We start from the raw sequence: 24,594 nt of genomic DNA on the forward strand, positions 1-24,594 counted from the left end.
AAAATATGATGAAAAGAAGAAATTTTATCCAAAATTCGGGTCTAATCGGAACAGCTATCCTATTAAAAGGGCCCTTGGCCTATGCCTCTTCCATAGATTTTCCACAGGTCAGAACAGCTATCGAGAAAAGAAAATTCCTCAGTAGGGGCGTAGAAGAGGCAATTGCCAAATTTGAGGCAAATGTCAAAAACAAGGAACTGGCCTGGCTTTTTAATAACTGTTTCCCAAATACCCTAGATACGACCGTTCACTATACTGAAGAAAATGGCAAGTCAGATACCTATGTAATTACAGGGGATATAGATGCAATGTGGCTTCGCGATAGTACTGCGCAGGTTTGGCCTTACCTATCATTTATTAAAAAGGATGAGCCATTGCGTAAGCTCATTGCGGGAGTGATCAATCATCAGAGTAAATGTGTGGTCAAAGATCCTTATGCTAATGCTTTTTATGGGGATGTGAACAAAGTTGGAGAATGGAAAAATGACCAGACCAAAATGCAGCCCGGAATTCACGAGCGCAAATGGGAAATCGATTCACTATGTTACCCAATCAGGTTAGCTTATCATTATTGGAAAACCACTGGCGATGTAAGCCCATTTGATACGCAATGGGAATCTGCAATCAAGGCTACCCTTCAGACGTTCAAGGAACAACAGCGAAAAGAAAATGATGGGCCTTATTCGTTTCAACGTAAAACATCCTGGGCCACCGATGGTGTTCCCATGAATGGTTATGGCTACCCGGTAAAGCCGGTAGGATTAATCTGTTCTGCTTTTAGACCGAGTGACGATGCCACGATTTACAATTACCTTATTCCTTCTAACTTTTTTGCTGTCACGAGTCTAAAACAGGCCTCAGAAATGATGTATGCCATAGCGAAAGACCAGCAAGCCGCAAATGAATTGAGTGCATTGGCAACAGAGGTAGAAGATGCATTAAAAATTCACGCTGTTACCACTCATCCAAAATTTGGAAAGGTGTATGCCTTTGAAGTGAATGGCTTTGGTAGTTATAACTTAATGGATGATGCCAATATCCCAAGCTTGTTGGCCATGCCATATTTGGGTTCGGTGCCATTAGCAGATCCAATTTATCAGAATACAAGGAAGTTGGTGCTTTCTTCAGAAAACCCATTCTTTTTCAAGGGCAAGGTTGGAGAGGGCATCGGGGGGCCGCATGTCGGTAAAGATATGATCTGGCCCTTGGGCATTGTAGCTAGGGGTCTAACCAGCAACGATGAAAAGGAAATCAAGTATTGCCTTGAGTTGCTTCAGAAAAGTCATGCTGGAACAGGCTTTATGCATGAGTCTTTCCATAAGAACGATCCGAATAACTTTACCCGGAAATGGTTTGCTTGGAGCAATACCATTTTTGGCGAATTCCTATGGAAAACCTTTAACGAAAAACCACATTTATTGTAAAATATACCATTGAATTTATTAAGATGACAAACAAAAAAATAACAATCATACTTTTCATTCTAGTGCTTTGTATTACCTCTTATGCGCAAAAAAAATACATTTTGGGATCGCCTGATAAAACAATAAAGGTTGAACTCGTTCTGGCTGATAGTGTATATTACCAGGTTGCGCAAAATGGAAAATCTCTAGTAAAAAGATCTGCAATCTTTTTTAAAACAGATAAACAAGCAAATGGATGGAAGATTAATAAAACTTTACAGACCAAGGGTAGCCAAGTCTTAAATCCAGTTGTATGGCAAAAGAGTAAATCTGTTGTAGATCAATACAATCAACTTCACATAGATTTTGCCAATGGCTTATCCCTAGAGTGGAGAGCTTATGACAATGGTGTGGCTTGGCGATGGGTTAATGAAAGTAATTTAGCCTATAAAGTACTAGATGAAAAGGCAAGTATCAATTTTCCTGAGTATGCCAAATCCTGGTATCCAGAAGAGCAAAGCTTTTTTTCGCATAATGAAAGGGCATACAAAAAATATACGGTTAGTGATATTACAACAAAAAAACTGGCTAGCTTACCTGTACTGTTTGATGTTGGTCAAACCAAGGTACTGCTTACCGAATCCAGCTTGTTCAACTATGCAGGACTTTGGGTTACTGGCAATGGCAAAGGTGGTGTGCAAGCGGTTTTCCCCCATTATCCAAAAGTTAAAAAAATCACAAGTGATCGCGATGAGCAAGTAAGTGAAAGAACGGATTTTATTGCCAAAATAGATGGCAAACAAGATTTTCCGTGGAGGATTTTAATGATTGCAAGAAACGATGTAGATCTATTGACAAATCAGCTGCCCTATATCCTAGGACGTCCTGCTGAAGGTGACTATAGTTGGGTAAGAGCAGGAAAGGTACAATGGGACTGGTGGCATTATAACAATATCTATGGTGTAGATTTCAGGGCTGGCATTAATAACGACACCTATAAATATTACGTCGATTTTGCGGCTAAGTATGGTATCGAATATGTATTGTTGGATGAGGGCTGGTGTGATACCAGGGATCTGATGAAACAGGCAAGGGATATTGATGTGGAAGAGTTGGCAAGATATGCAAAAAGCAAGAATGTTGACCTTATTCTTTGGGCAAGCTGGTTGGTATTGGATAAACAACTAGATCAAGCATTGGATGTTTTTGAGAAATGGGGCATAAAAGGTATAAAGGTAGATTTTATGCAACGTGATGATCAAGATATGGTCAATTACTATGAAAAGGTTGCCAAGGCAGCTGCAAAGCGAAAGCTTTTGGTTGACTTCCATGGTGCGTATAAACCAACGGGATGGAGCCGCACCTATCCAAATGTAATGTCATCTGAGGGGGTTTTAGGCAATGAAATTAGTAAGTTTGTAGGTTCTATAGACCCTGCACATACCACCACCTTGCCTTTTATAAGAATGGCAGCTGGGCCTATGGATTTTACTCCTGGAGGCATGTTAAATGTTCAAAAAAATGCTTTTGCAGGCATTCCTTCAGAACCAATGACGTTAGGTACGCGTTGCAACCAAATGGCAATGTATGTAGTGTTCGAAAGTCCATTACAAATGCTTTGCGATATGCCCACCCATTATCTTAGAGAGCCAGAATGTATGGAATTTATTAAAGCTGTTCCTGCAGTTTGGCAACAAAGCATCCCTTTGGCAGCTTCAGTGGGGGAGTATGTTGCATTTGCACGTGAGGGAGCGGATCACAAATGGTATATCGGGGCAATGACAAACTGGACAGCAAGAGAAATGGTTCTTGATTTTTCTTTTCTTGGTGATGGAGAATATACTGCTCAGGTTTGGAAAGACGGAATCAATGCTGATCGTAATGCTAAGGATTTTAAAATGGAAACTATCAACGTAACCAAAAATAGCCGTCTGAATATCAATCTTACCACTGGTGGAGGTTGGGTAGGCATTGTTTCAAAAAAATAAATGAAGTGCATAACCAACAAATCTGAGTTTCAACATTAGTTAATCGATATGTTAAAATATTCAACCCATGGAAAATCCTATTAGCTACGCTGTTGATAATGACGAGCTTTTTAGCGATGGGGCAAAATAAAGGATATTCGGCCAAGGAAAAAGCAATTTTCATTAATCACCAAATCAGTTGCCATTTTAGGGATTCAAAACGTAAGATATACCACGAAACCAACGAGTTGCCCGTAAAGGATAATGAACATTCTTATCTCTGGCCGCTATGTACATTGATGCAGCGAGCAAATGAAATGGAAGCGCTTGTTCCTGAAATTGATTATCTGGGTCCCATATTAAGGCTATCGAACAATACAACAATCCAGCACATCCTGCTGCTGGTTATCAGGCCAAGGTAGCGAGTGAGGGCAGGGATACTCGGTATTACGATGATAACCAATGGATTGGTATTGCCGCAATTGATGTGTATCAACGAACCAAAAGGAAGGGGTATCTCGAATTGGCAGAAAAAACCTATCGTTTAATGATGACGGGTTTTGATACTGTTTCTGGCGGGTTTATTGGCGCGAGGGGGATCTAAGTACAAAGAATACATGCTCAAATGGCATTGGGGTGCTATTGGCCCTTCAGTTGTAAAAGGCTACGAAGAAGAAAGGTTGCCTGAATACAGCTATTTTGATTTATAAATGAACAACTACAAACCCCTGATGGACTTTTTTATGATGCCATTAAATCCCCTTCCCTAAAACTAGCTAAATACATCTATTCTTACAATTCAGGTACGATGCTTCAGGCAAATGTAATTTTACATCAACTAACTAAACAGGAAAAATACATAATGGAGGCAAAAAGAACTGCAGATGCTGCAGAAAGATATTTTTTTAAAGAAGGAAAATTTGTAGATAATTATTGGTTCAGCGCGGTGCTTTTTAGAGGTTTTATTTCCTAGTACGAAAATGGTAAGGTTAAACTTAGAATTTTTGAGGAGGCCCTGACCATATTTGGGAAGAGCAACGAGATGCAGTTGGTTTAATGGGTAAGCAGAAAAAGAAACCACTAATTGACCAAGCTGTAATGTTGGAGATTTACGCAGGATTAGCTCACTTGAGGATCGAAAAGATTGACGTCTACAATATGAATGTAATAGTCGCTCAATAAAACTATCGATTGTCTAGTGCCTGGGAAATGATTTTGTCGCTTTATTGTTGCCGATTTTACAAATAACTTAAATAATGGTTATTAAAAATAAATAATAATGGTAAAAGTAAAAGATTCAATGCGCCTTGGGGTCGATATTGGTAGCTCTCATATCACAGCTGCATTAATTATAATTGTATTTCACTCGAAATTGGCATCAAGGTCCAGCAGAGACTTAATAGAATAAAGATTGCTTCTGGGATATTTTGTAACGGAATAAAGGTAGTTTACAAGAGACATTATCTAAGTTGTTGAATTTTTGGGTCAATACGCAAAGCTACCAGACTGGAATAATCTTTTTGTATCAGGACATTAAATGGTGATTTTTTAATTAATTTAAATATTTTTACATTTCGATTTAAATATTTCCTCTCTGAATGAATAAAACCAAACTATTCTCCGAAATAAAACTGCTGGCAAACATCAGTAGCTTTTCAAAGCACGAGCAACTTATTCAGGGAATTATAAATGCATTGAATCAGAAGATCATTGCTAGGGGAGATATTTTACCTTCTGTTAACGAAATGATAAGGGAGCTGGGATTTGCCAAGGAAACAATAGGTAAAGCCTATAAGGAATTGATTGCCAGAGGTATTGTAGAGTCCAAGAACAGGAAAGGGTATTTCGTTGCAACGGACGATACCGAACAGCATTTAAAAGTATGCCTTTTGATCTATGCCTTTGATACTTTTCAGGAGACTTTTTATCAGAACTTTAGGAATCACCTGGGGCCAAATGTTCAAGTTGATGTTTTCTTTCACCATAATAACCTTACGGTTTTCGAATCTATCATTAACAGTAACAAAGGGCAATATGGAATGTATGTGATTGCACCTATTGATAGTCCAGAGGCTATTAATATTCTTGAAAAACTACCTATGGATAAGTTTTTGATGGTGGACAGGTATGTTGAAATGAAAGAGCCCTATTCCTATATTGTTCAGGAATTTAGGCAATCATCTTATAATGCCTTTGTAAAGCTTGCTCCTCGCATAAAAGAGTTTTCGGAATTCGTATTTTTCTTTAGACCCAATTCTGCAGAGCCAAATGATATTTTAATTTCTTTTGAGCAGTTTATAAAAGATTATAAGATTAATGGGGTAATCAAAAGTGAATACCATAGCGGTAGCATAGCGCCAGATAAAGTCTATTTTACAATCCATAATTTGGAATTGTGGGAAATATTAAAGGATACTAAAGTGAGAGGCCTGAAGGTTGGCCACGACTTGGGCATACTTTCTCATAATGACGACAATGTGAAGGAAATTATTTTCGACGGGATAACAACTTTCTCTGTTGATTTTGCAGAAATGGGCATAAGAGCAGCAGAATTTGTACTTACAAAAGTACCAGTTAAACATGTTATGGAAAACAAATTGATACAAAGAAACTCACTATAACCTATAAAAATTGGGAAAAACGGCATTCATAAGTTTTGTATTCTTTACCGTTATTGCTGCTGTTATTTCTTATTTCAAATCGCGTAAAAGTCAAAACAAAACAACTACAGGTTTTTTTTTAGGGAATAGGTCTAATGGATTTATCATCATAGGCGCCTCTCTTTTTTTTAGCAACATAAGCGCAAATCAATTTATTGGCGAAAACGAATCTGTCTATATAAATAATATGTCTGTAATAGGCTGGGGAATATCTTCTGTACTGGCCATGGTTGTTGTTTCAGAGTTTTTCATACCAATTTACCTTAAAACAGGTATTCGAACTATTCCAGACTTTTTAGAGAAAAGATATGATAAAGGAACCAAGACATTGGTTTCATTGGTATTTCTGTTCAGTTATATTATTAATCTGCTTCCTACTGTGCTTTATGGTGGTGCAGTAGCTTTTGGCGGGCTCCTTAATCTGTCAGGAAATCTCCATATTTCCTATTGGGCAAGCATTTGGTTATTAGTTTGGGTAATGGGACTTATAGGTTCATTATACACAATTCTTGGAGGCCTAAAAACAATTACAATATCCGACACCGTACTTAGTACCGGAATGCTGGTTTTAATGATAGCTATTCCATATTTCGGTTTGCGTTATTTAGGGAATGATGATTTTATGGTTGGTTTAAAGACGGTTCTTTCGTCAAAAAAGGAACACCTGAACGCTATTGGTTCTGAGAATGATGCGGTTCCATTTGCAACTCTTTTTACAGGCATGTTCATTATCAACCTGTATTACTGGGGAATGGAACAATATATCGTTCAGCAGGTTTTGGCAGGAAAAAGCTTAAAGGACAGCCAGAAGGGTATTGCCTTGGCGGGATTTGCTAAATTGCTTTGCCCTTTATTGATTAATGTTCCTGGTTTGATAGCTGTACACCTGTATCCAAGTTTAACAAATACCACAGAGGTTTTTCCTCTGCTAATTAAGGATGTTCTGCCACCTATTTTAACTGGGTTGGCTGCCTGTATGCTGTTTGGTGCTGCAATAACTACTTTTAATGCAGGCTTAAACAGTTCAAGCACCTTGTTTACGCTAAATCTGTATAAACCCTTTGTAGAGAAACGAAGAGGTATTGTCTTGACCGAACGTAGTCTGCTCAGGACTGGTAGATTATTTCAGATCTCAGTTTCTTTATTTGCCATGTTATTTGCCCCGTTTATTGTTTTTTCGCAGGGTGGCTTTTATGAATATTTACAAAAAATAAGCGCAATTTTTAGTCTACCTATCTTTACTATTATATTTCTTGGTTTTTTTACTAAAAAAATGCCTCCAGCAGCCGCTAAGATTGGGGTTGTGTTCTTCATTTCGTGTTATGTGCTCAGCCAGTTCATTTTTAAGTCCCATCTTCACTACCTGCATTGCCTAGCGCTTATTTTCTTGGTAACTTCTATTTTGATGCTAATTATTGGTAGGTTTTTTCCACTCAAAAAAGCTTATGAACTAAAGATGGAAAATATGGTAGATGTGAAGCCATGGAAAGAAAGATATTTTTATAATGGACTCTTAATTGTATTAATGGTTTTGGTTTTTGCGCTGTTCTCTAAAGTTGGAATAGCCTAATTCTTTTTTATCGTTTGGTCTATTATAGATAGAATCATTTTTAGTGGAACAATTTAGAATCAAGGATATAATGACCCCTTATCTTAATGTTGGATTTGCTTTCTTTCTTATCTGTCTATGTTAAAGGTGGATAGCTGATAACTAGAATATTTTTATTTTTTTTTAAGAGTATTGAAATATTAAAAAAATTGTTTATAATTGCATTAACTAAATAGGATAGGATAGGATAGTGCAATTGACTTAATTCATTCTTTTCAAGTTTAGGTATAAATAAAATAAGTCTGTGTGTAGGGCAATAAGACATTCGGCTTGATAAAATAATGCCAAAGCCATTAATATTTGAGTTAAAGCTATTTATAGTGCCAACTGCAAATAATAGTGAAAAGAAGAAATCAACCAAATATAACATATATGAACAATTCCAAATCTAAATTATGCTGGAGAATCTGTGTTTTCTGCAATTCCGTCATTTCCATTGATGGATAATTTCCATCAGAACATCTAAAGGAAAATAATTTTCTTAAGGCTAATAATCTTGCTTCGCCTTAAGCTCACTCATTTTAAAGTTTAAAAATAAATGACACACTCATTTTTGTTTTGCAAGCGCATTGCTGCGCTTTTAAAGCTCGAACATTTAAGGGGATTTGCCTACATAGCTTTATTCGTTCAGCTCTTATTTTGTGCTTTACCCGCTCTTAGTCAACAATCTCCAAAGAAAACAATTACTGGAACAGTACTGGATACTTTAGGCTTAGTGCTCCCTGGAGTTAATATTAGTGTTGAAAACACGAAATTAGGTACTCAGACCGACGCCAATGGACGTTTTGTTTTAGATGTAACAACAGGAGCCGTACTTAAAGTTTCATTGGTTGGCTACATATCAAAAAATGTAAATGTTACCAACGAGGCTTCCTATACTATAGTATTAAAAGAAGAGGCTACTACTTTAGCAAATGAAGTAGTAATTACAGCATTAGGTCAAAAACAGCGAAAAGAAGCTGTTGTCGGTTCGGTAACTACTGTAAAAGTTGCCAACCTTAAAATTCCTTCAAGTAATTTAACTAATGCACTTTCAGGGCAAATTGCAGGGGTAATCGGTTATCAACGTACTGGGCAACCTGGACAGGATAATTCTCAGTTTTTTATCAGGGGTGTAACTACTTTTGGTTATAAAAGGGATCCACTTATTTTGATAGATAATGTAGAATTGACCAATTCAGACTTGGCCCGTTTGCAGGTAGATGATATCGAAAGTTTTTCCATTCTTAAAGACGCAAGCGCAACCGCATTATATGGTGCAAGAGGTGCAAATGGAGTAATTTTAGTGAGTACCAAGTCTGGTAGAGAAGGTAAGGCTAAGATAAGCTTTAGACTAGAAAATTCTTCTTCTCAATCTGCAGAAAACCTTCAACTTGCCGATCCTATTACCTATATGAAACTTTTCAACGAGGCATCTATTGGTAGAGGTATGGATCCTATGTTTACACCAAACCAGATTATTAATACCCAGGCTACGGTAAATAAAAGTCCAGGTTATAACCAATACGTTTATCCTGCTGTTGATTGGTTAGATATGCTATTTAAAAAGCGTACAAGTACCCAACGTGCAAATATGAGCGTAAGCGGGGGTGGTGGTGTTGCTAGGTATTATATAGCTGGCTCATATAATTTAGATAACGGCGTACTTAAACAAGACGATAGAAATAACAACGATAACAACGTGAAATTTCGCAACTATCAACTTCGTTCAAATGTAAATATAGATTTAACTAAAACCACTGAAATGGTTGTGCGTTTATCGGGCAATTTTAGTGAATACAATGGTCCAGTTGCTACGGATGGAGGATTCTCTACTGATTTATATAACATTGCAGTTCATACCAGTCCAGTAAATTTCCCTGCATTTTTCCCTGCTGATGCCGCTAATCAAAATACACAACATATTCTTTTTGGAAATAGAGGGGGATCAGGCGTAAACAGTATTTTAGACAACAATCCTTATGCAGCCATGCTTCGTGGGCATAAAAATTCATCAGAATCTAGAATGTCTGCACAATTTGAGCTCAACCAAAAATTAAATTTTTTTACTGAAGGACTTTCTTTTAAATCTATATTTAGTACAAATAGGTATTCTTATTTTGACTCTCAAAGGGCTTATTCTGCATTTTATTATAATGTAGGTTCTTATGATAAGGCTAGCAACACCTATGTGTTAAATTGGCTAAACTCTTCTGTGGTTAATGGTGCGCCAAACATTGCGCAAGAATATTTAAGCTACAGTCCAGGAGGCACTAATATAAATACCTTTTTATATGGTCAGGCGTCATTAAATTACGATAGGACTTTTGGTAGCCACAGTGTGAGTGGTACTTTAATTGGTACAGCTCAACAAACAGTTTACAGTAACGCAAGTTCATTGCAAAATTCGCTGCCTTTTCGCAATTTGGGTTTAGCAGGACGATTAACTTATTCTTATAAGAGCCGCTATTTTGTGGAGACAAATTTTGGGTATAATGGTTCAGAAAGATTTTCTGAAGACCACAGATTTGGGTTTTTCCCAACAATTGGTGCTGGATGGATTGTTTCTAACGAAAAATTCTGGGAGGGAGGAATTTCCAAAGTAGTTAACCGCCTAAAATTAAGAGGTAGTTATGGTATTGTTGGTAATGATGCCATCGGTGCACAAAGATTTTTTTACATCTCTGATGTTAATCTGAATGGAGGTGGAAATTATGCACAGTTTGGATTTAACAATGGATCAAGTAGAGAAGGTGTATTTATCAATAATTATGAAAATAAGGATGTTACTTGGGAAACTTCAAGGCAAACCAATCTAGCATTGGAAGCCACATTTTTCAAAAATCTTAATCTAATCGCAGAGTTTTACAATAATTACAGATACGATATTTATATGACCAGAGCCAATCTGCCTACAACGTTAGGTTTAGAGGCAGCAGTTGGCGCAAATGTGGGTGAGGCAAGGTCAAGAGGAATGGACTTATCACTAGATTATAAATTCAAGGTTAACGATTTCTCTTTTGCAGTAAGATCTAATCTAACTTTTGCTAAAAATAAATACATTAATTACGAAGAACCGCAATGGGCAGAGGCTTATCGGTATACCACAGGGCAACCTATTAGCAGAAACTTTGGCTACATTGCCGAGCGTTTATTTGTTGACGATAAAGAGGTGCTGAACTCACCAACTCAAATTTTTTCTACTAATGGAAAACCACCAAAAGCAGGTGACATCAAGTATAGAGATTTAAACAATGATGGTAGAATTGATGATGCAGACAAAGCATATATCGGCTATCCACAATCGCCAGAATTAGTCTATGGTTTTGGTTTCAGCTCATCTTATAAAGGTTTTGATCTTTCTGCCTTTTTTACAGGCCAAGATAGGATGACATTTTTTATAGATCCTCGTAAGGTTAGTCCTTTTGTACCAAGTGATCAACAATATATTTTAGGAAATACACAATTGCTTAAAGATTTTGCAGATAACCATTGGTCTCCAGAAAATCAAAACCTTTATGCGCTATACCCAAGATTAGCTGTAAACGCGGTTGATTTGGAAAATAATGCACAAACCAGTACATGGTGGATGAGGAATGGCAGACTGATGAGATTAAAATCTTTGGAAGTTGGTTATACACTTCCAGCAAAAATTTCCAAAAGCATTAAGCTTTCTTCTTGCCGCATCTATTTCAATGGATTAAATTTAATTACCTGGAGTCCATTTAAAATGTGGGATCCAGAACAAGGTGGAAATGGTTTTGCCTATCCTATACAAAAGGTATTCAATGTTGGTTTAAACGTAACATTATAATGAAAACGATAAAAATATATTTCAAATATAGTTGCATCATCATTGCAATTTGGTCTTTTACTTCATGTAAAAAGTATCTTGATGTAACACCTGACAATATTGGCACACTTGATTATGCTTTTAGAAATAGAAATGAAGCACAGAATTATCTTTATTCGTGTTATGCCTATTTACAAAGAATGAATGACGTGGCTACTAATCCAGGCTTTACAACTTCTTCAGAACTAATTTATTCCAATTCTCTAGATAATTTTCAAGGCTTTAACAGAACTGGTTTTAATTTGTTGAGAGGCACACAAACTGCAGCAAACCCTGGATTAAATGCTTGGGATGGAAGCGAAGGCAGCTACAGTTTGTGGAGGTCGATAAGAATATGCAATACCATGCTCGAGAACATAGATCAGCCTATTGATTTAAGTGCTGCAGAAAAAAAAAGATGGATAGCTGAGACTAAATTCTTGAAAGCTTATTATCACTATGTGCTATTTAAAATGTATGGTCCAATACCGTTAATTAAAACAAATTTGGCCATAAATAGCACTACAGATGAGGTTCGTGTAAAAAGATCATCCGTTGATGAAGTTGTGGACTATATTGTTTCATTATTAGATGAGGCTACACCTGATTTACCACCTAATATTACAAGTCAGGCAACAGAATTAGGTAGGGTAACTAGTGTAATCTCCCTTTCGGTGAAAGCAGATGTGTTAGCGACTGCCGCAAGCCCACTTTTTAACGGCAATCCAGACTATGCGAGCTTTAAAGACAAGGAAGGAGCTAGTCTTTTTCCATTGGTTTATGATTTGCAAAAATGGAACAAGGCAGCTTTAGCAGCCAAAGCGGCTATAACTGCTGCAGAAACACAAGGTGTTAAATTGTATGTTTTTAATTCTCCATCAACAGTAGGTAAACTATCCGATTCGATAAAAAGAGAACTGGATGTGCAAAATGCAGTGACAGAAAAATGGGAATTAAATCCCGAGGTAATCTGGGCCTCAAACCCCGAATTTAATTACCAAGGACATTCTACGCCAAGATTAACTGCAAAATCGGCTGTTAATGCTTTCTCAAATCCTTCAACTTTTTCTGCTCCAATAAGTACGCAAGAACTATTTTATACAGTAAATGGTGTGCCAATAACTGAAGATAAAACTTGGGATTATGCAGGAAGAAATACCATTAAAACTGGCGATAATGCCAGCCGTTATTATATACAGCAAGGTTATGAAACTATAAAAGGTCATTTTGCTCGCGAAGCTAGATTTTATGCGGATGTAGCTTTTGATGGTGGTGTATGGTTTGGAAATGGTAGAAATAATCAAGATGACCCTGCCAACCCGCTGTACTTTGTTTCTGCAAGAGGAAGTGGTTTTGCAGCACCTAGTGATAATATAAGATTGAACATAACGGGTTATTGGCCTAAAAAATTGGTAAGTTATGCATCTGTTTATGATGATGGTTTTCAACCGTCTCCGTTCCGCCTACCGTTAATCAGGTTAGCCGGTTTATACCTACTCTATGCTGAGGCTTTAAATGAAGTAAATGGGCCAACAGCAGAGGTGTTTACTTATATTGATAAGGTAAGACAAAGGGCTGGTTTGCAAGGTGTTCAGGCCTCATGGACAAACTACTCTAAAACCCCGAATAAATTTAGCACCAAAGATGGTTTAAGACAAATCATTCATCAAGAAAGAAGGATTGAATTGTGTTTTGAAGGACAGAGTGGTTGGGATTTACGTAGGTGGAAAGAACTACAAGCTGTTCTAAGTAACCCTATACAAGGTTGGAGCATAAATAATGCTGATGCGATAAACTATTATCGCCCAACAACGCAGTTTATTCCAGTATTTGGTTTAAAAGATTACTTATGGCCAATTAAGAGCTATGATTTGGTAGTTAATCCAAACCTGGTTCAAAATCCTTATTGGTAAATAAAATGATGTTTATAAATATTTACATTAAATAATATGAAAAATTTTAAAAATTGGCTGTTTTCGTTAGCCATAATCTCAGCTTTCGCTAGCTTCAGTGCTTGTGAAAAAGTTGAAAGCTATAACGAACCATCATCTACAGATATGGCTAAGCCAGGGTTGGTAACCAATATTAAAGTAGATAATTTTAATGGTGGTGCCTATATTACATATGATTTACCCAACTCTAAAAACCTTTTATACGTTTTGGCTCGATATAAGATAAATGGTGTAACTACAAGAGAAACAAAATCTAGTTACTATTCTGATACCATCATGGTTGATGGGTTTGCCAAGAAGCAAGTTTACGACGTTACGTTGTATGCAGTTAGCAGAGCAGAGGTTAAATCGGATCCTGTAGTGGTAAAGGTTAATCCAGATACGCCGCCATATTTACTTTTAAAACCAACAATTAATGCTGAGGCAGATTTTGGTGGGATAAAAATAACAGGTCTAAATCCATTGAAAAAGAACCTGGGCATTATTCTGTTAGGTGTAAGTGATAATAATAGCTCTGATGTTATTGATCAGCATTATGGTAAGATAGAAACTATAGATTACTCGGTAAGAGGTTACGCACCTGTCGCAAAAAAAATCGGCTATTATGTGACAGATAATTTTGGTAATATTTCAGATACCACCTATAAAACTGTTACTCCATTTTTTGAAACTATTCTCGATAGGACTAAGTTTTTCCAATACAGGCTTGCTAGTGATGGCGTGATTGCGTATGGATGGGACTTGCCTTATTTGTGGGATGGAAAAACAGATGGGAATTCTAATGGATGGCACACCGCGCCTGGTGGGGCAATGCCTGCAATTGCAACTTTTGGTTTGGGCATAAGTGCAAAATTAAGTCGCTTTGTTTTATGGGAAAGACCTGATGGAAGCGATAAATTCGCTTATGGTCACGGTAATCCAAAGGTATTTTCGGTATGGGGCTCAAACGCTACAGCGCCTAGAGATGCGCAATTACCATTATCGGCACCTGTGGGTACAATTATAGGCGATTGGATAAATATGGGTAATTATAATTATCCTCCACCTCCTTCAGGACTAGCTCCCGTAGCACATACAACAGCCGATAATGATTTTGTAAAAGCTGGTGTAAGCTTCAACTTCCCTTTAACCAATCCCAAAGTTAACTATATCCGCCTATCGGTAAGTAGCACTTGGTCTAGCGGTACTTTTGCCCATGCAATGGAAATGGCTATTTATGGTGATCCACGGTAATAAGATGTAAAAATTATAAAAGCTAAATTTTTTAACATGAAAAATATATATAAAATTAGTGGGCTGTTATTACTATTGGTTATAGTAATCATAAGTTGTACTAAAGATGATATTGCCTTTAAAGATTATTTAAAGAACGGAGAAATTGTTTATCCAGGTAAAGTTGACAACGTAACAACCAAACCTGGGAATTTAAGAACGGCATTGTGGTGGAATCCGAGTCCAGATCCAAGTGTAAGTAAATATGTGATTTATTGGAATAACAATTTAGATTCTGTAGTGGTCAGTGCAACCAGTCATAATACTTCAGATGTCATTAAAGTAGTGATTCCAAGCCTAAAGGAATATACCTATACCTTTACCATTTATTCTTATGATGCGAAAGGCAATAGGTCTATTCCAATTGCCGCCAATAACGTAAGGGTATTTGGACCTTTATATCAATCAGGCTTGCTCAACAGGCCTTTTAATGCTACAAATCCATACGTGGTAAACAGTAATGGTTCTGTGCAATTGAATTTTGATACACCAGATACCATTAATGTAAATACCATTATCAGGTATACAAATACGAGCGGGGCAAGTATTGATAAAACACTTTTACCTACCGAGAATAACATTACGCTTACTGATTATAAAGCAGGAACCGATATCCTTTATAAATCTTCTTATATCCCAGGGCAAGGTTCTTTAGATGTTTTCACGGTAACGGATTTTTCTACATTCCCGAAAATATTTACTTATGTATTGTGCGACCGTTCGTTGTTTAGAGAAGTTCGTTTGCCAAATGATGTGAATACCTATGAATCAGGGACAAGCATTAGCAAATTATGGGATGGAAGTGTAGGTCCACAGGGTTATCCGAATATTTTTCATAGCGATGGGAGCGGTGGAATGCCACATGTGCTCACCTTTGATTTAGGAAAGGTTTATTCAAATTTGGCTCGAATAGAAGAAACAGGAAGAGATTGTTGCAATAACCCAGATCAGTTTGAAGTATGGGGTATTGCCGATTTAACCAATGCCACTACCACACTTAGGGCAAACAATAGTGGTTGGGCAAATGAATCTATAGCTAAAGGATGGACATTGCTTAAAGATGTTGTGCGTAGTGATGATGGAAAAAATGCAATTACTGTGGATTTAGATAACCAGGGGAAACCAATTCGTTACATCAGAATCAGGATTAAGCATGTAACAACTGGTGATGGTAACTACAGTAACATGAGTGAGCTTAGATTTTGGAATAAACAATAAATTAATCAATAATTGGTTCCGTAGATAGGCTTTTAGGTAATTAAAGTCCTATGTAAATTTAAAATAAGTATGTGTAAAAAGCTTTTCGTTTTTATTCTTTGTTCAATTTTATGTTTTGCCACGATACATAGGTCTTTTGCACAAGTTAAACCACAAATGTTATGGTATAATTCGCCCGCAAAAATGTGGGAAGAAACCTTGCCTTTGGGTAACGGCAGATTAGGTATGACACCTGATGGTGGGGTATGGAAGGAGAATATTGTTTTAAATGATATCACCCTGTGGTCTGGTAGCAAGCAAGATGCGAATAATTACGAGGCCTATAAAAGCCTGCCAAAAATAAGACAGCTTATTTTAGAAGGTAAGAATGATGAAGCCCAAGATTTGGTAAATCGCGATTTTGTTTGCAAGGGACCTGGGTCAGGAGGTGCACAATGGGGTAAATACCAAATGCTTGGCAACTTACAACTTAATTTTACCTATCCAGGAGTGAAAAATCCTAATACCAATCCCGAAACATATAGAAGGGAACTTGATTTAAATACAGCAGTAGCTAAAGCTACCTATCGTTTAAATGGGGTTAACTACAAGAAAGAATACTTTTGCAGCTTTGATAGTGATGTAAATATGATCAGGCTCACTGCAGATCAGCCAGGTAAATTAAATCTAAGTATTACTATCAATCGACCTGAAAAATCAACAGTTAAAGTGGTGGGTAACGAATTGCAAATGTTTGGCCAATTAGATAATGGAACTGATGGCAAAGGGATGAGGTACTTTAGTAGGGTGAACGCAAAACTTACTGGTGGAAGTATTATTGCGGATCAAAACTCATTAATCATAGAAAATGCAACAGAAGTGGTTATTTACGTTTCTGCCGCAACAGATTTTAAAGACCCAAATTTTGAAAAGAAAACTGCTGATATACTCTTTACAGCCAAGAAAAAGCCTTTTCAACTAGAACTTAGCAACCATATTACAAAATACGCAAAGCTTTTTAAAAGAGTAAGCATAGATTTGGGTGAAGGAAATTCGACAAAGCTTCCTACTAATTTAAGACTTGATAATTTCTATAAAAATTATGGGGATGATGTGGCTTTGGCACCCTTATTCTTTCAATTCGGAAGATATTTAAGTATTAGCAGTACACGCGTTGGCTTGCTACCTCCCAATTTACAAGGTTTATGGGCTAATCAAATTAATACGCCATGGAATGGAGATTACCATTTAGACGTAAATGTTCAAATGAACCATTGGGCCATAGAACCAGCTAATCTTTCAGAGTTAAATCTGCCTCTTTCAGAATTGGTGCGCAGTTTGCAAAAGCCTGGGGAAAGAACGGCGAAAGCTTATTATAATGCAGATGGTTGGATTGCCCATGTAATCACCAATGTTTGGGGTTTTACAGAGCCTGGAGAAAGTGCTTCTTGGGGAGCTTCAAATGCGGGTTCTGGTTGGTTATGCAATAACCTTTGGGAACATTATGCCTTTAGCCAAGACCTAAAATATCTTAAAAGTATTTATCCTGTGCTGAAAGGTTCAGCGGCATTTTACAAAAGTGCGTTGATCAAAGATCCAAAATCAGGTTGGTTAGTTACTTCACCTTCCGTTTCTCCAGAAAATTCTTTCTATCTGCCAAATGGGCGCACAGCAAGCATCTCTATGGGGCCAACTATCGATAATCAGATTGTAAGAGAGCTGTTCAGTAATGTAATTACCGCATCCAAATTATTGGGCATCGATGCTGAATTTAGGGCAGAGCTTCAATCCAGGTTAAAAATGCTCCCGCCTGCAGGAATAATTAGCAAAGATGGACGTATTCAGGAATGGCTCGAAGATTATAAGGAAACCGACCCACAGCATAGGCATATTTCTCATTTGTATGGCTTATATCCAGCAGCTTTAATTACTCCTTATTCTACGCCAGCGCTGGCTGAAGCCGCAAAAAAAACATTAGAAGTTAGGGGTGATGATGGGCCAAGTTGGTCTATAGCTTATAAACAATTGTTTTGGGCAAGGCTGCAAGATGGAAATCGAGCTTTTAAATTGCTCAGGGAAATTTTAAAGCCAACCCTTAGAACTGATATCAATTATGGAGCAGGAGGTGGCGTTTATCCTAATATGCTGTCTGCTGGACCGCCATTTCAGATTGATGGAAATTTTGGTGCATCTGCGGCAATTGTAGAGATGTTATTACAGAGCCATGATGGATTTATTGATCTTCTACCTGCAATTCCAGATGCCTGGAAAAAATATGGCATGATCAAGGGACTTAAAGCAAGGGGTAACTTTACGGTAGACATCAACTGGAAAGATGGTAAGGTAACCAAATATAGAGTGTATTCCTCAAATCCTAAAATGGTAAAGGTTAGGCTTAATGGTAAAATAATCAATGTAATGGCTACAAAAGCTTAACCTAAAAATGATCAATAAAAAAGCCTCTTTCTTAAGCTTATTACTAGTGTTCTTTCTCCTGACCAAATCTTGGGGAGTTGATATTCCGTTTGGCAAAACTGGCAAGATCAGCTATGATTTAAAAAAGGGAAATTTTAAGGTTTTTCAACAAACAACCCAATGGTTAGAAAATGGGTTCTCACTAGTGAAAAATCTGGGTAAGATATATAGCTCAAAAGATTATGATAGTAGAACTTATAGGAATGAACTGCTAAATGATGCCATTGGGAAGGGGAAAAAACATATCATTACGCTTAAAGGAAAAGGCTTACCAGAAATGCACCAAATCTTTTATGTCTATGATGCATTGCCTTATTTTTTATGCCAAGTTCAGCTATTTGGTAATTCCTTGTCATCTAATGAGCTATTTCCAATACAAGGTGATGTAAGTTATTTTGGGAATCAATCGGGCGTTAATTCTGTTTTTGTGCCGTTTGATAACGATACATTCATCAGTTATCATACTAAAAAGCTAATGAGTGACGCTCCTCAAATGAGCGCAGAAGTAGGGGCGTTGTATAACGATACCTCCAAAAAAGGACTAATTGCTGGCTCAGTTGAACAAGGTAAATGGAAATCTGGTGTAGAAACTAAACTTAATGTTGGCAATTCTATTTTTATTGCGGTAAAAAATGGGTTTACCGACCAGCGAATTACTAGAGATACCATACCGCATGGTTATATAAAGGGCAACAAAATCTCTTCATCAAGGATATTTTTTGGTGCCTTTGCCGACTGGAGAAAGGGGATGGAGGCTTATGCTAAAGTTTGTAGGTTGGCAGATCCCCCAATAGTGTTCAAGTGGAAACAAGCTACACCATTGGGCTGGAATAGTTGGGGAGCAATGCAAGAGCATATTTCTTATGAAAAGGTAATTAAAACAGTTGATTATTTTGCTGATAGCCTTAAGGGATTTAGAAGTGGTGGAACTGCTTTCATCGATTTAGATTCTTATTGGGATAAACTAATTGATGGCGGCTTAGAAGGAGATTTTAGCCAGCTAAAGGCATTTGCCGATTATACCAAAAAAAGAGGGTTAAAGCCTGGTGTGTATTGGGCGCCATTTACAGATTGGGGCTTTAAAAGTGGTTCAAACAGAAGGGTAGAAGGAAGTAACTATACCTATGGCGAACTTTGGACGAAAACTGGAAACGGTTATCATGATATTGATGGCGCAAGGGCACTTGACCCTACTCACCCAGGTACACAAAAAAGGATTGCCTTGGTAATTAATAAATTAAAAGAATGTGGTTTTGAAATGATTAAGATAGACTTTTTGGGCCATGCGGCAATAGAATCAAGTCATTTTTATAATCCCAAAATAGCTACGGGTATGCAGGCTTATGGAGAAGGTATGCAGTTTTTATTGCGCCAACTAGCTGGCAAGATGCTCATCTATGCTGCAATATCTCCAAATATCGCCACTGCAAAGTATGTGCACATGCGAAGAATTGCTTGTGATGCCTTCCATTCCATAAGCGATACGAAATACACCCTAAATAGCCTTACCTATGGCTGGTGGCAAACTTATTTATATGATTACATGGATGCAGACCATGTCGTATTAAAGACAGAGAAAGAAGGTGTCAATAGGGCTCGATTATTCTCTGCCCTTGCTACAGGAAGTTTAATTGTTGGTGATGATTTTTCGATAAATGGACCATGGAAGAACATGGCTAAAAAACTTTTTCAAAATCCTGAACTCTTAAAACTCATTGAGGATGGGAGGTCTTTTAGACCATTACAAAACGATGGAACTGCATCGACACTGTTTACTAAACAAGTAAAAGGCATTACTTATTTAGTTGCGTTCAATTATAATGATAACGAGCAAAGAATTGCCATATCCCAAGCTAACATAGGATTAGATAGGGAACAAAACTATATGGCAATAGATATTTTAAGTAATGAAAAGATTTTGCTAAAAGGAAATCCAAATCTCATTTTACCAGCTGCAGATGCAAGAGTATTTAAAATATTAAAAATCAATAAATAGCTAGTATAAAAATAACCTATTAAGAAGAAGCAATAATGTTTACACTAAGATTCAAAATTAAAATAGTTAGCCTTACTGTTTTACTATTAACTTTTGTTTATGGGAAAACCACTGCCCAAACGAAAACTATTCCTATTGAGACCCAAAATAATGCCCTGGTATTAACTGCCAATCCAAAAGAGGGGTTAAGAATTATTTATTTTGGAAAAAAGTTGACCAATCAGAACGAATACAGCAATATTCCGGCGATGTACAAAGGCAATGATTATAGCGCTATGCTGAATAATGCTTATACACCATCAGGTGGTAAAAACCTAGTAGAACCTGCTATTTCTGTAGTTCATACCGATGGAAATACTTCATTGGAGCTTCAATATATCAAGCATGACTTGCAAAAAATAGATGAAAATGTTGCTGTGTTAACTATAACGCTTAAAGATCCCGTTTATAATTTTACGGTAACCTTGCACTACAAGACATTCTTTAAGGAAGACATGATAGAGCAGTGGAGCACCATTCAACATAAAGAAAAAGGAGAGGTAACCTTGCAAAAATTTGCCTCAGCAAACTTATGTCTCAATGCTGATGCTTATTGGCTGAACCAATATCATGGAGATTGGGCTAGAGAAATGCAGCCCGAAGAATCTAAACTTACACATGGTATTAAAACCATCGACAGTAAATTAGGGACAAGGGCAAATCTTTTTCAACCTTCTGTTTTTATGGTCTCACTAAATCAGCCAGCAACAGAAACTGAAGGCAGCGTTTTTTATGGTGCTTTAGAATATAGTGGTAATTTTAAAATCGACCTTGAACTCGATTATTTAGATAACCTGAGAATCATTGCAGGTATGAATAATTACGCATCTGCTTACCAACTTAAACCAGACGAAGTTTTTACTACACCTCCATTTCTTTTCACACTTTCTAATCAAGGTAAGGGAAAGGCGAGTAGACAAATGCAAGATTGGGCCAGAAAATACAAATTATTAGATGGCAAAGGCAATCGTTTAACGCTACTAAATAATTGGGAAGCAACTTATTTTGATTTTAACGAAAGTAAATTATCTGCTCTGCTAAAGGATACAAAAAAACTGGGTGTTGATCTCTTTCTTTTGGATGATGGCTGGTTTGCCAATAAATACCCTAGAAATAACGATCATACAGGATTGGGCGATTGGCAAGAGAACCGAGAAAAACTACCTAATGGAATAGCTTCTTTGGTTAAGGAAGCAGAAGGTACAGGTGTAAAATTCGGAATTTGGTTAGAGCCTGAAATGGTAAGTCCTAAAAGCGAACTGTATGAAAAACATCCAGATTGGGTGGTTAAGCAAGCGGGTAGAGATGAATTTTATTTCAGAAATCAATTGGTGCTCGATTTGAGCAATCCAAAAGTGCAAGATTTTGTGTTTAACACTATTGATGGCATGCTTGAGAAAAATCCAAAAATAGCCTATATCAAATGGGATTGTAATGCTGTAATTTATAATGCCTATTCGAGTTATCAAAAAAATCAACAACACTTTTATATCGAATATGTGAGGGGGCTTTATAAAATTCTAGAGCGTGTGCGAGCTAAATATAGCCTCCCAATGATGTTGTGTTCTGGTGGTGGCGGAAGGGTAGACTATGCGGCCTTACAATATTTTACAGAGTTTTGGCCAAGCGATAATACAGACCCGTTAGAACGCATTTTCATGCAATGGGAGTATTCGTATTTTTATCCTGCCATTAGCACTTCCAACCACGTTACCGACTGGGGCAAACAACCCATCAAGTTCAGAACAGATGTAGCCATGATGGGTAAGCTGGGTTTTGATATAGTGGTAAGTAAATTGCCAGAAAAAGATCTTAAGTTTTGCCAAGATGCAGTTATACTTTATAATGGGATAAAATCCATTATTTGGAATGGCGATCAATACCGTTTATCTAATCCAAGAACTGAAAATGTAGCTTCAGTTTTATACATCGATTCGTTAAAAGATAACGGGGTTATTTTTAATTACTTAGTTAATAACAGATATGAGGAAGGTAGCAAAAAGCCAATTAAAATAGCAGGTTTGGCTACTGATAAAAAGTATCAAATAAGAGAAGTTAACGTTTATCCTGGTGAAAAATCAACCATTGATGAAACAAAGATTTATAGTGGCGATTTCTTGATGAATATTGGGCTAAATCCTAATGTAAGTGCAAGTAGGGCAAGCGTAATTTTAAAAATTGAAGTAGTAAATTAGTCCTAGAATAAACCCAAATGAATATGATTTTTAAAAAAGGAATCAAAAGAAGTTTGCCAGTAATCATGTTAATAAGTGTTTTGTTAATGTCATTTCAAGACGCTCAGGCCAAAGTAAAACTACCGTCTGTGTTTAGTGACAACATGGTTTTTCAGCAAAAAACAAAAGCTGCTGTTTGGGGTAAAGCTGATCCAGGAAAAACCATAACGATCAGTACCACTTGGAGTAGGGCACGTTATACTTCAAAAGCAGACGGATTAGGAAACTGGAAGATTATGGTAGCTACGCCATCTTATGGCGGACCCTATGCAATGACGATTTCCGATGGTGACCCTTTGATATTAATGAATGTGCTGATAGGTGAAGTATGGATTTGTTCAGGGCAATCTAACATGGAGATGCCTTTGGCAGGATGGGGAAAGATCAATAATTACGAGCAGGAAGTTGCAGCTGCCAAATATCCATCTATAAGGCTGCTTCAGGTTGATCATGTTACCAGTAATGTGCCTTCGAGTGATGCTCAAGTAGCCAATTTAGGATGGAAACCTTGCATCCCTCAATATGTGGCGGATTTTTCTTCTGTTGCTTATTTTTTTGCAAAGGAAATATATGAAAAGAAAGGAATTCCAATTGGATTGATCCACACTTCTTGGGGTGGTACACCTGCTGAGGCATGGATGAGTTCAGAAGCTTTGAGCCAGTTTCCTTATTTTAATCAACAATTGGAAGCTTTAAAAAATAGCTCTCCAGAAAGTGATGCTCAGCAAATGGTTGCTTGGCAAAAAACAATTGATGACAAGGATAAAGGTTATGTTCAGGGTAAAACACAATGGGCTGTAAAAGATTACGATGATTCTTCTTGGGCTACCATGCCAATTGGTACAGGCTGGGAGAATTCGGTATTGCCAGATTTTGATGGTGTAGTTTGGTTAAGGAAAAAAGTAGAAATTCCAGCGTCTTTTACTAATAAAGATTTAAAGATCAGTTTAGGTACAATTGATGATAATGACATTACTTATTTTAATGGAGAGCAAATAGGTGAAACAATAGGTTATGATCGCCAACGTATGTATACCATACCAGCACATCTGGTCAAAAAAGGTTTCGCAGAGATTACCATTAGGGTTTTTGATGGTATGGGTGGTGGTGGTGTAGTTGCTAAAAATGAAGAACTTTACTTAGCAACCGCAGATGGAACTCGTATAGCGCTAACAGGTGATTGGAAATATAAAGTGGGCATTAATCTTAAGGAAGTAGCACCTGCGCCAATTTCTAGCTCGGGTTCAGGCAGGCCAACGGTTTTATATAACAATATGATTCACCCATTTCTGCAGTTTGCAGTGCGTGGGGTAATATGGTATCAAGGAGAAAGTAATGCTGATCGGGCAACGCAATATCGGGAGCTGTTTCCAGCCTTGATCAACGACTGGCGAAAAAAATGGAATTTGGGAGATCTACCTTTCTACTTTGTGCAATTGGCTAATTTTAAAAAGGCAGATACAATTCCAGGCCCCTCTGCATGGGCCGAATTAAGAGACGCGCAATTTGGAGTGTTGAAACTTAAAAACACAGGAATGGCAGTGGCTATAGATATTGGTGATGCGAACGATATTCATCCAAAAAATAAACAGGAAGTTGGTCACAGGCTTGCATTAATCGCATTGGCTAAAACTTATGGGGTAGCTACAGCTTATTCAGGGCCATTGTATCGCTCTTATCAAATTATAGGAGATAAAATTAGAATTGAATTTGATTTAGCAGATGGACTTAAAATAGCTAGTGGTAAATCTTTGCTGGGTTTTACAATAGCTGGTGCAGATCAAAAATTCTACAGCGCCCAGGCAATTATTGTAGACAATCATATTGAAGTTATTTCTGAAAATGTGAAACAACCAATTGCCGTTAGGTATGGCTGGGAAGATAATCCAAGCCTTAATCTAACTAACAAGTCTAATCTCCCAGCTTCACCATTTAGAACAGATAACTGGCCAGGAATTACCAAATAAAAATGGTTTAAG

General features: G+C 37.2%; 14 protein-coding genes. All 14 read left to right on the top strand.

Going from position 1 to position 24,594, the window contains the following annotated elements; genetic code table 11:
• Positions 1–8: 8 nt before the first annotated feature.
• The 14 genes from EZ428_RS19540 to EZ428_RS19605 all read left to right on the top strand — a co-directional run bounded on the left by EZ428_RS19540 (position 9) and on the right by EZ428_RS19605 (position 24,582).
• Positions 9–1,424 carry a glycoside hydrolase family 125 protein gene (locus tag EZ428_RS19540; RefSeq protein ID WP_131555288.1) on the top strand — a complete coding sequence of 472 codons (1,416 nt, stop codon included), beginning with the start codon at positions 9–11 and terminating at the stop codon, positions 1,422–1,424.
• A 23-nt stretch (positions 1,425–1,447) separates the two neighbouring features.
• Positions 1,448–3,391, top strand: coding sequence for a glycoside hydrolase family 97 protein (locus EZ428_RS19545; protein WP_131554899.1), 1,944 nt, complete (start codon positions 1,448–1,450; stop codon positions 3,389–3,391).
• Positions 3,392–3,737: 346 nt separating this feature from the next.
• A complete protein-coding gene (locus EZ428_RS24385) occupies positions 3,738–3,974 on the top strand; it encodes a glycoside hydrolase family 76 protein (RefSeq protein ID WP_225871111.1) in 237 nt (78 codons plus the stop codon).
• A gap of 102 nt (positions 3,975–4,076) precedes the next feature.
• Positions 4,077–4,343, top strand: a complete 267-nt coding sequence (locus tag EZ428_RS19555) for a glycoside hydrolase family 76 protein (protein WP_131554900.1) — start codon at positions 4,077–4,079, stop codon at positions 4,341–4,343.
• 625 nt (positions 4,344–4,968) lie between these two features.
• Positions 4,969–5,991 (top strand): GntR family transcriptional regulator, encoded by a 1,023-nt coding sequence (locus EZ428_RS19560; RefSeq protein ID WP_131554901.1) that lies wholly within the window; start codon positions 4,969–4,971, stop codon positions 5,989–5,991.
• A gap of 10 nt (positions 5,992–6,001) precedes the next feature.
• The gene (locus tag EZ428_RS19565; RefSeq protein ID WP_131554902.1) at positions 6,002–7,600 is read left to right on the top strand and encodes a solute:sodium symporter family transporter; all 1,599 of its coding nucleotides are present in this window, start codon (positions 6,002–6,004) and stop codon (positions 7,598–7,600) included.
• A 577-nt stretch (positions 7,601–8,177) separates the two neighbouring features.
• Positions 8,178–11,432, top strand: coding sequence for a SusC/RagA family TonB-linked outer membrane protein (locus EZ428_RS19570; RefSeq protein ID WP_131554903.1), 3,255 nt, complete (start codon positions 8,178–8,180; stop codon positions 11,430–11,432).
• Positions 11,432–13,363, top strand: a complete 1,932-nt coding sequence (locus EZ428_RS19575; protein ID WP_225871103.1) for a RagB/SusD family nutrient uptake outer membrane protein — start codon at positions 11,432–11,434, stop codon at positions 13,361–13,363. The genes EZ428_RS19570 and EZ428_RS19575 overlap by 1 nt, the downstream gene beginning before the upstream one ends.
• A gap of 36 nt (positions 13,364–13,399) precedes the next feature.
• Positions 13,400–14,635 carry a DUF5000 domain-containing lipoprotein gene (locus EZ428_RS19580; RefSeq protein WP_131554904.1) on the top strand — a complete coding sequence of 412 codons (1,236 nt, stop codon included), beginning with the start codon at positions 13,400–13,402 and terminating at the stop codon, positions 14,633–14,635.
• Positions 14,636–14,671: 36 nt separating this feature from the next.
• Complete coding sequence (locus EZ428_RS19585; protein ID WP_131554905.1) at positions 14,672–15,892, top strand: DUF4998 domain-containing protein; 1,221 nt, start codon at positions 14,672–14,674, stop codon at positions 15,890–15,892.
• Positions 15,893–16,048: 156 nt separating this feature from the next.
• Positions 16,049–18,307, top strand: coding sequence for a glycoside hydrolase family 95 protein (locus tag EZ428_RS19590; RefSeq protein WP_225871104.1), 2,259 nt, complete (start codon positions 16,049–16,051; stop codon positions 18,305–18,307).
• A 7-nt stretch (positions 18,308–18,314) separates the two neighbouring features.
• A complete protein-coding gene (locus EZ428_RS19595) occupies positions 18,315–20,342 on the top strand; it encodes an alpha-amylase family protein (RefSeq protein ID WP_131554907.1) in 2,028 nt (675 codons plus the stop codon).
• Positions 20,343–20,377: 35 nt separating this feature from the next.
• Positions 20,378–22,576: an alpha-galactosidase gene (locus EZ428_RS19600; RefSeq protein ID WP_131554908.1), complete on the top strand. Its 2,199-nt coding sequence runs from the start codon at positions 20,378–20,380 to the stop codon at positions 22,574–22,576.
• Between the two features lie 23 nt (positions 22,577–22,599).
• Positions 22,600–24,582, top strand: coding sequence for a sialate O-acetylesterase (locus tag EZ428_RS19605; protein ID WP_225871105.1), 1,983 nt, complete (start codon positions 22,600–22,602; stop codon positions 24,580–24,582).
• Positions 24,583–24,594 lie beyond the last annotated feature (12 nt).

The sequence above is a fragment of the Pedobacter frigiditerrae genome, from assembly GCF_004331645.1.
Lineage (GTDB): Bacteria > Bacteroidota > Bacteroidia > Sphingobacteriales > Sphingobacteriaceae > Pedobacter > Pedobacter frigiditerrae.

Excerpts from the sequence above, each read along its gene's own strand:
- EZ428_RS19540 (WP_131555288.1), top strand. The coding sequence starts at position 9 with ATGAAAAGAAGAAATTTTATCCAAAATTCGGGTCTAATCGGAACAGCT.
- EZ428_RS19545 (WP_131554899.1), top strand. The coding sequence starts at position 1,448 with ATGACAAACAAAAAAATAACAATCATACTTTTCATTCTAGTGCTTTGT.
- EZ428_RS19560 (WP_131554901.1), top strand. The coding sequence starts at position 4,969 with ATGAATAAAACCAAACTATTCTCCGAAATAAAACTGCTGGCAAACATC.
- EZ428_RS19570 (WP_131554903.1), top strand. The coding sequence starts at position 8,178 with ATGACACACTCATTTTTGTTTTGCAAGCGCATTGCTGCGCTTTTAAAG.
- EZ428_RS19575 (WP_225871103.1), top strand. The coding sequence starts at position 11,432 with ATGAAAACGATAAAAATATATTTCAAATATAGTTGCATCATCATTGCA.
- EZ428_RS19580 (WP_131554904.1), top strand. The coding sequence starts at position 13,400 with ATGAAAAATTTTAAAAATTGGCTGTTTTCGTTAGCCATAATCTCAGCT.
- EZ428_RS19585 (WP_131554905.1), top strand. The coding sequence starts at position 14,672 with ATGAAAAATATATATAAAATTAGTGGGCTGTTATTACTATTGGTTATA.
- EZ428_RS19590 (WP_225871104.1), top strand. The coding sequence starts at position 16,049 with ATGTTATGGTATAATTCGCCCGCAAAAATGTGGGAAGAAACCTTGCCT.
- EZ428_RS19595 (WP_131554907.1), top strand. The coding sequence starts at position 18,315 with ATGATCAATAAAAAAGCCTCTTTCTTAAGCTTATTACTAGTGTTCTTT.
- EZ428_RS19600 (WP_131554908.1), top strand. The coding sequence starts at position 20,378 with ATGTTTACACTAAGATTCAAAATTAAAATAGTTAGCCTTACTGTTTTA.
- EZ428_RS19605 (WP_225871105.1), top strand. The coding sequence starts at position 22,600 with ATGATTTTTAAAAAAGGAATCAAAAGAAGTTTGCCAGTAATCATGTTA.